The organism is Pseudomonas sp. NPDC089741, assembly GCF_044748825.1.
In the GTDB taxonomy this organism is placed as follows: domain Bacteria; phylum Pseudomonadota; class Gammaproteobacteria; order Pseudomonadales; family Pseudomonadaceae; genus Aquipseudomonas; species Aquipseudomonas helmanticensis.
The window spans coordinates 1-6,775 of the sequence record NZ_JBIVGT010000024.1 but is presented as its reverse complement, the minus strand read 5'-3'; the positions used below and the strand labels follow the sequence as shown (position 1 = coordinate 6,775).

Sequence of the window (6,775 nt, the reverse complement as noted above, 5' to 3'; positions counted from 1 at the left end):
CGGTCCCCTCTCCCTCGAGGAGAGGATTAGGGTGAGGGGCTGATCGAGGTGTCTGGCGCTGTACATCGACTTGAAATACCGAGTTGATTATGGATTCAGCGATGTCATTTCAGGTCGATGGATTAATGCAATATCCCCCGATCGGTCCCCTCTCCCTCGGGGAGAGGGCTAGGGTGAGGGGCTTTTGCTTTATCATTGGCATCCAACGACGCTCATCCAAGGCTCCCCCGGCATGCTGGCAATCTTCCTCGAAACCCTGAACATCACCGCGCCGGTATTTGCCATGTTGTTTCTCGGTGTGCTGCTCAAGCGCATCGACTGGATCAACGACAACTTCATTCACACCGCCTCCTCGCTGGTGTTCAACGTGACCATGCCGGCGCTGCTGTTCCTCGGCATTCTGCATGCCGATCTGCACGCCGCGTTGCAACCGTCCCTGCTGATCTACTTCTCCATCGCCACGCTGGTGAGCTTTGCCCTGGCCTGGGGCTGGGCGATTTTCAAATGCCCGCGCGAAGATCGCGGTATCTACACCCAAGGCGCATTTCGCGGTAACAACGGCGTGATCGGTCTGGCACTGGCGGCGAGCATGTACGGCGATTACGGGATTTCCCTCGGCGCGATTCTCGCGGCGCTGGTGATCCTGTTCTACAACACGCTGTCGACCATCGTGTTGGCGGTGTACAGCCCGGTGATCAAGTCCGATCCGTGGAGCATCTGCAAAAGCGTGTTCAGCAATCCGCTGATCATCAGCGTGATCGCGGCGGCGCCGTTTGCTTATTTCAAGATCGGTTTGCCGGGCTGGCTGGAGACTTCCGGCCAGTATCTGGCGCAGACCACGTTACCGCTGGCGCTGATCTGCATCGGCGGCACCCTGTCGCTGGCAGCGCTGCGCAAGAGCGGCAACATGGCGCTGAGTTCAAGCCTGGTGAAGATGATCGGTTTGCCGGTGCTGGCGACGTTGGGGGCTTGGCTGTGGGGCTTTCGCGGGGCGGAGTTGGGGATTCTGTTTTTGTACTTCGGTAGCCCGACGGCGGCGGCAAGTTTCGTCATGGCGCGGGCGGCGCAGGGCAATCATGAGCTGGCGGCGGCGATTATTGTGCTGACCACGTTGATGGCGGCGATTACCACCAATGTCGGGATCTTCGTTTTGCAGTGGGGCGGGTGGATTTAAAGCAGATCAAAAGATCGCAGCCTGCGGCAGCTCCTACATGGGAATGTGTACTCCTGTAGGAGCTGCCGAAGGCTGCGATCTTTCAGCTCTTCTCGTAGGTATCGATCACTTCCTGCGCCGCGCGAAATGCGTCAATCGCCGCCGGCACGCCGGCATACACCGCGCAATGCAGCAGCGCCTCGCGAATCTCATCCACCGTGCAACCGTTGTTCAGCGCACCACGCACATGGCCTTTCAACTCCTGCGGGCACTTCAACGCCGTCAGCGCGGCGAGGGTGATCAAGCTGCGCGTCTTCAGCGGCAAACCTTCACGATTCCACACGCCGCCCCACGCGTGTTCATTGACGAAATCCTGCAGCGGCTGGGTGAACTCGGTGGCGTTATCCAACGCTCGATCAACAAACGCATCGCCCATTACCTGGCGGCGAACTTCAACCCCGGACTTCTTCGATTCGGTCATGGTTTATCACTCTTGTGGTGTTGGTGGCGCCAGGCGCGGATCGACGTGAACAGCAGAAACATCAACAGCGCCGGCAGGACATAAAACAGCATCAAGCGCTCAAGTTTGCCGGCCAGCGGCATGCCGGTGGTGAACGACACCACGTGCAACCCGTAAGCCAGATACAAACCCAGCAACAACAACCCCTCGGCGCGGGTCACGCGGTAGCCGGAATAGAACACCGGCAGGCACAACGCGGCGACGCCGAGCATCACCGGCAGGTCGAAATCCAGTGCGTTCGGCGATACCGACAGTGGCGTCGGCGCGATCAACGCGGTCAGGCCGAGTACGCCGAGCAAGTTGAACAGGTTGGCGCCGATGACGTTGCCCACGGCGATGTCGCGTTGTCCGCGCAATGCCGCGATCAGCGAGGTTGCCAGTTCCGGTAGCGAGGTGCCAACGGCGACCACGGTCAGGCCGATCACCCGCTCCGAGAAGCCGAGGTCCGTCGCCACCACCACGGCGGCGCCCAGCAGCAGGTGCCCGGCGAACACCAGCATGGCGAGGCCGGCGATGATCATCAACGAACTGCCGATCCAGGAGGCCGGCGCGGTGTCTGTCTGTTCAGAATGTGGTCGCGTCGAGTGGCGTGACTGGCGCAACAGCAAGCCCAGGTATAGCGCCAGGGCGGTCAGCAGCAGAATGCCGTCGAAGCGGCCGATCTCTTCATTCCAGGCGAGCACGAACACCAGCAGGCTGGCGCCGATCATCAGCGGAATATCGAGGCGCACCAGTTGCCGGGAGACGCGCAGCGGAATGATCAGCGCCGACAGGCCGAGGGTGACGAGGATGTTGAAGATGCTGCTGCCGACCACACTGCTGACCGCAATGTCGGGGTTGTGCGCCAGCGCCGCCTGCACACTGACCGCCATCTGCGGTGCGCTGCTGCCGAGGGCGACGATGGTCAGGCCGATGATCAACGGGCGCACGTGCAGGCGCTCGGCCAGACGCACCGCCGCGCGCACCATCAGCTCGGCGCCGAAGATCAGCAGGCACAGGCCGGCAAGCAGTTCGATCACGCTGATCAGCGGCAAATCGGTCAGTCCGAAAATAGTCAGCGCTCCATCAGTCGTCGAGGGCCTGCACGCGCACGCGCGCGGTGCCGCTGCGCAGCATGCCGAGCTGTTCGGCGGCCGCGCGTGACACATCGATCAGACGGCCACGGGTGTGCGGGCCGCGGTCGTTGATGCGAACCACGACGGATTCATCGTTTTTCAGGTTGGTGATCTTCACCCGCGTGCCAAAGGGTAGCTGGCGGTGGGCGGCGGTCAGGGAATTCTGGTTGAACGCTTCGCCACTGGCGGTGCGTTTACCGTGGTGCTTGGCACCGTAATAGGAGGCGACGCCGGTCTGGTCGTAACCGTGCGGGTCGATGATGTCGGTGCTGGCGCAACCGGCCAGCAAGGAGAGCAGGGCGCAGCTGATGAACAAACGCTTCATTCAAAGGTTTCCCGAAACTAGTGCAGGGTGAGCTTTTGTGGCGAGGGGATTTATCCCCGTTGGACTGCGCAGCAGTCCCAAAATCTGAGAGCTCGGTTTATCTGGTGTAAATCAAGCTCGGCATTTGGGGCCGCTTCGCAGCCCAACGGGGATAAATCCCCTCGCCACAGATCACTCCCACAGGAGATGGAGCCAGGCTTTGAGTCTGGCTCCATTTGCATCAGCCTTCGAGCTTGCTTTTCAGCAGTTCGTTCACTTGCTGCGGGTTGGCCTTGCCTTTCGACGCTTTCATCGCCTGGCCAACAAAGAAGCCGAACATCTTGCCGCGTTTGGCTTCATCAGCCGCACGGTACTGTTCAACCTGCTCGGCGTTGGCCGCGAGCATTTCGTCGAGCACGGCCGAGATCGCGCCGCTGTCGGTCACCTGCTTCAGGCCACGCTTTTCGATGATCTCGTCTGCGCTGCCTTCACCGTTGGCCATCGCTTCGAACACCACCTTGGCGATCTTGCCGGAGATGGTGTTGTCCTTGATGCGTTGCAGCATGCCGCCCAACAGTTCCGCCGAAACCGGCGACTCGTCGATGTCCAGGCCTTGTTTGTTGAGCAGGCTGCCCAACTCGACCATCACCCAGTTCGCCGCCAGTTTGGCGTCGCCGCCGATGGCCGCGACTTTCTCGAAGTAATCGGCTTGTTCGCGGCTGGTGGCCAGGACGCTGGCGTCATAGACCGACAGACCGAATTGCTCCTGGAAACGCTCGCGTTTTTGCGGAGGAAGTTCCGGCAGGGTGGCGCGGACCTCACCGAGGAACGACTCTTCGATGATCACCGGCAGCAGGTCCGGATCAGGGAAGTAACGGTAGTCGTTGGCTTCCTCTTTCGAACGCATCGGACGGGTCTCGTCCTTGTTCGGATCGTACAGACGGGTCTGCTGGATCACTTTGCCGCCGTCTTCGATCAGCTCGATCTGACGCTGGATCTCGGAGTTGATCGCCTTCTCGATGAAACGGAACGAATTGACGTTCTTGATCTCGCAACGCGTGCCGAATTCAACCTGGCCTTTCGGACGGATCGACACGTTGCAGTCGCAACGCAGCGAGCCTTCGGCCATGTTGCCGTCGCAGATGCCCAGGTAACGCACCAGCGCGTGGACTGCCTTGACGTAAGCCACGGCTTCCTTGGCACTGCGCATGTCCGGCTCGGAAACGATTTCCAGCAGCGGCGTGCCGGCACGGTTCAGGTCGATGCCGGTGGCACCGTTGAATTCTTCGTGCAGGCTCTTGCCGGCATCTTCTTCCAGGTGCGCGCGGGTGATGCCGACGCGTTTGACCGTGCCATCTTCGAGGGCGATGTCCACGTGGCCTTTGCCAACAATCGGCAATTCCATCTGGCTGATCTGATAGCCCTTCGGCAGATCCGGGTAGAAGTAGTTTTTACGCGCGAACACGTTGTGCTGACCGATCTCGGCGTCAATCGCCAGACCGAACATCACCGCCATACGCACGGCTTCCTGGTTCAGCACCGGCAATACACCGGGCATGCCCAGGTCGATCAGGCTGGCCTGGGTGTTCGGCTCGGAGCCGAACGTGGTGGAACTACCGGAAAAGATTTTCGACCGGGTAGTGAGCTGAGTATGAATCTCCAGCCCGATCACGACTTCCCATTGCATGTGTGTCTCCTAGCCTTTTGCTGGGGATTTTGAAACGTCGCGAGCGAAGGTAAGGCAAGGCGAAAACTGGCGAGTAAGCGGAGTTGACTTTAGTCAATGAGCATTACGAGCCAGTTTTCAACGCAGCATTACCGAGCGCAGCAGTTTCAAAACCCCTGCGGGGTGCGGGTGTGCCAGTCAGTGTGTAACTGATACTGGTGGGCAACGTTCAACAGGCGACCTTCCTGGAAATACGGCGCGAGCAACTGCACGCCAACCGGCAGACCGTCGACAAAACCGGCCGGCATCGACAGGCCCGGCAGGCCCGCGAGGTTGGCGGTGATGGTGTAGACGTCTTCCAGATAGGCAGCGACCGGGTCGCTGTTCTTGGCGCCAAGCTTCCAGGCCGGGTTCGGCGTGGTTGGGCCGAGGATGATGTCGACTTCATTAAAGGCCGCCATGAAGTCGTTCTTCACCAGACGACGGATCTTCTGCGCTTTCAGGTAGTAGGCGTCGTAGTAACCGGCGGACAGCGCGTAGGCACCGACCATGATCCGGCGCTGCACTTCCGGGCCGAAGCCTTCGCCACGTGAGCGCTTGTACAGGTCGATCAGGTCTTTCGGTTGCTCGCAACGGTGGCCGAAACGTACGCCGTCGAAACGCGACAGGTTCGAAGACGCTTCTGCCGGGGCGATCACGTAGTACGCAGGGATCGCGTGCTGCATGTTCGGCAGGCTGATTTCCTTGATCACGGCACCGAGCTTCTGCAGCTCTTTAATGCTGCTCTGGATCAGCTCGGCAATACGCGGGTCGAGACCGGCGCTGAAGTATTCCTTCGGCACGCCAATACGCAGGCCTTGCAGCGAATCGCCGAGGCTGGCGGAGTAATCCGGAACCGGCTCATCGATGCTGGTGGAGTCGTTCTGATCGAAGCCGGCCATACCTTGCAACAAAATCGCGCAGTCTTCGGCTGTGCGCGCCAACGGGCCACCCTGATCGAGGCTGGAGGCGTAAGCGATCATGCCCCAGCGCGAAACACGACCGTACGTCGGTTTCAGACCGGTGAGGTTGGTGAACGCTGCTGGCTGACGGATCGAGCCGCCGGTATCGGTGGCAGTCGCTGCTGGCAACAGACGCGCGGCAACCGCCGCCGCCGAACCGCCGGACGAACCGCCCGGTACGTGTTCCAGGTTCCACGGGTTTTTCACCGCGCCGTACCAGCTCGACTCGTTGGCCGAACCCATGGCGAACTCGTCCATGTTGGTCTTGCCCAGGGTCACAGCGCCGGCAGCGGCCAGTTTCGCGACCACGGTGGCGTCGTACGGCGCCTTGAAGTTGTCGAGCATCTTCGAGCCGCAGCTGGTGCGGATGCCCTGGGTGCAGAACAGGTCTTTGTGAGCGATCGGCGCGCCGAGCAGGGCGCCGCTCTCACCGTTGGCGCGGCGTGCATCGGCGGCTTTCGCCTGCTCGAGGGCCAGCGCTTCGGTGAGGCTGATGAAACTGTTGAGCTGCGGATCGAGCTGGGTAATGCGCGCCAGCAGGACTTTGGTCAGCTCTTCGGAGGAAAACTTTTTATCGGCGAGACCGCGGGCGATCTCGGCCAGAGTCATTTGATGCATTGCAGGCTCTTTCCCTTTAGTCGATGACTTTCGGAACCAGATACAGGCCGTTTTCGACCGCTGGTGCGATGGACTGGTAGGCCTCGCGGTGATTGCTCTCGGTCACGACGTCGGCGCGCAGGCGCTGACTGGCTTCCAGCGGGTGGGCCAGAGGCTCGATTCCGTCGGTATTAACAGCCTGCATTTCGTCGACCAGACCGAGAATGCTGTTGAGAGCGGAAGTAATGTGTGGAAGATCGGCATCATTGAGGCCAAGGCAGGCCAAATGAGCGATTTTTTCCACGTCGGAGCGTTCTAGCGCCATCGGGATTCTCCTGTGGAAAACAGAACGGACGGCGTCCGTGTGTTAGATTGTCGGAACACTACCGCACTTCTACGGTCATAAGGCCGCGATTGTG

At 60.6% G+C, this 6,775-nt stretch carries 7 protein-coding genes; 1 reads left to right on the top strand and 6 read right to left on the bottom strand.

Annotated features, from left to right (window positions below; genetic code table 11):
- The first annotated feature begins 232 nt into the window (after positions 1-232).
- Positions 233-1,174, top strand: a complete 942-nt coding sequence (locus tag ACIPZE_RS20315; protein WP_400774878.1) for an AEC family transporter — start codon at positions 233-235, stop codon at positions 1,172-1,174.
- An 82-nt stretch (positions 1,175-1,256) separates the two neighbouring features.
- Here the strand turns inward: ACIPZE_RS20315 and ACIPZE_RS20310 are convergent, their stop codons facing one another.
- The 6 genes from ACIPZE_RS20310 to gatC all read right to left on the bottom strand — a co-directional run bounded on the left by ACIPZE_RS20310 (position 1,257) and on the right by gatC (position 6,681).
- Positions 1,257-1,634: a carboxymuconolactone decarboxylase family protein gene (locus tag ACIPZE_RS20310; RefSeq protein ID WP_283437687.1), complete on the bottom strand. Its 378-nt coding sequence runs from the start codon at positions 1,632-1,634 to the stop codon at positions 1,257-1,259.
- Positions 1,631-2,692, bottom strand: a complete 1,062-nt coding sequence (locus tag ACIPZE_RS20305) for a calcium/sodium antiporter (protein ID WP_400774949.1) — start codon at positions 2,690-2,692, stop codon at positions 1,631-1,633. The genes ACIPZE_RS20310 and ACIPZE_RS20305 overlap by 4 nt, the downstream gene beginning before the upstream one ends.
- 46 nt (positions 2,693-2,738) lie before the next feature.
- A complete protein-coding gene (locus ACIPZE_RS20300) occupies positions 2,739-3,113 on the bottom strand; it encodes a septal ring lytic transglycosylase RlpA family protein (protein ID WP_129389124.1) in 375 nt (124 codons plus the stop codon).
- 220 nt (positions 3,114-3,333) lie between these two features.
- Positions 3,334-4,779, bottom strand: a complete 1,446-nt coding sequence (gene gatB / locus ACIPZE_RS20295; RefSeq protein WP_400774875.1) for an Asp-tRNA(Asn)/Glu-tRNA(Gln) amidotransferase subunit GatB — start codon at positions 4,777-4,779, stop codon at positions 3,334-3,336.
- Positions 4,780-4,925: 146 nt separating this feature from the next.
- The gene (gene gatA / locus ACIPZE_RS20290) at positions 4,926-6,377 is read right to left on the bottom strand and encodes an Asp-tRNA(Asn)/Glu-tRNA(Gln) amidotransferase subunit GatA (RefSeq protein WP_400774873.1); all 1,452 of its coding nucleotides are present in this window, start codon (positions 6,375-6,377) and stop codon (positions 4,926-4,928) included.
- A gap of 16 nt (positions 6,378-6,393) precedes the next feature.
- Complete coding sequence (gene gatC, locus ACIPZE_RS20285) at positions 6,394-6,681, bottom strand: Asp-tRNA(Asn)/Glu-tRNA(Gln) amidotransferase subunit GatC (RefSeq protein ID WP_007915356.1); 288 nt, start codon at positions 6,679-6,681, stop codon at positions 6,394-6,396.
- Between the last annotated feature and the right edge of the window lie 94 nt (positions 6,682-6,775).

What these genes read in the sequence shown, in the direction of transcription:
- ACIPZE_RS20315 (WP_400774878.1), top strand. Translation starts at nt 233, where the DNA reads ATGCTGGCAATCTTCCTCGAAACCCTGAACATCACCGCGCCGGTATTT.
- ACIPZE_RS20310 (WP_283437687.1), bottom strand. Translation starts at nt 1,634, where the DNA reads ATGACCGAATCGAAGAAGTCCGGGGTTGAAGTTCGCCGCCAGGTAATG.
- ACIPZE_RS20300 (WP_129389124.1), bottom strand. Translation starts at nt 3,113, where the DNA reads ATGAAGCGTTTGTTCATCAGCTGCGCCCTGCTCTCCTTGCTGGCCGGT.
- gatB (WP_400774875.1), bottom strand. Translation starts at nt 4,779, where the DNA reads ATGCAATGGGAAGTCGTGATCGGGCTGGAGATTCATACTCAGCTCACT.
- gatA (WP_400774873.1), bottom strand. Translation starts at nt 6,377, where the DNA reads ATGCATCAAATGACTCTGGCCGAGATCGCCCGCGGTCTCGCCGATAAA.
- gatC (WP_007915356.1), bottom strand. Translation starts at nt 6,681, where the DNA reads ATGGCGCTAGAACGCTCCGACGTGGAAAAAATCGCTCATTTGGCCTGC.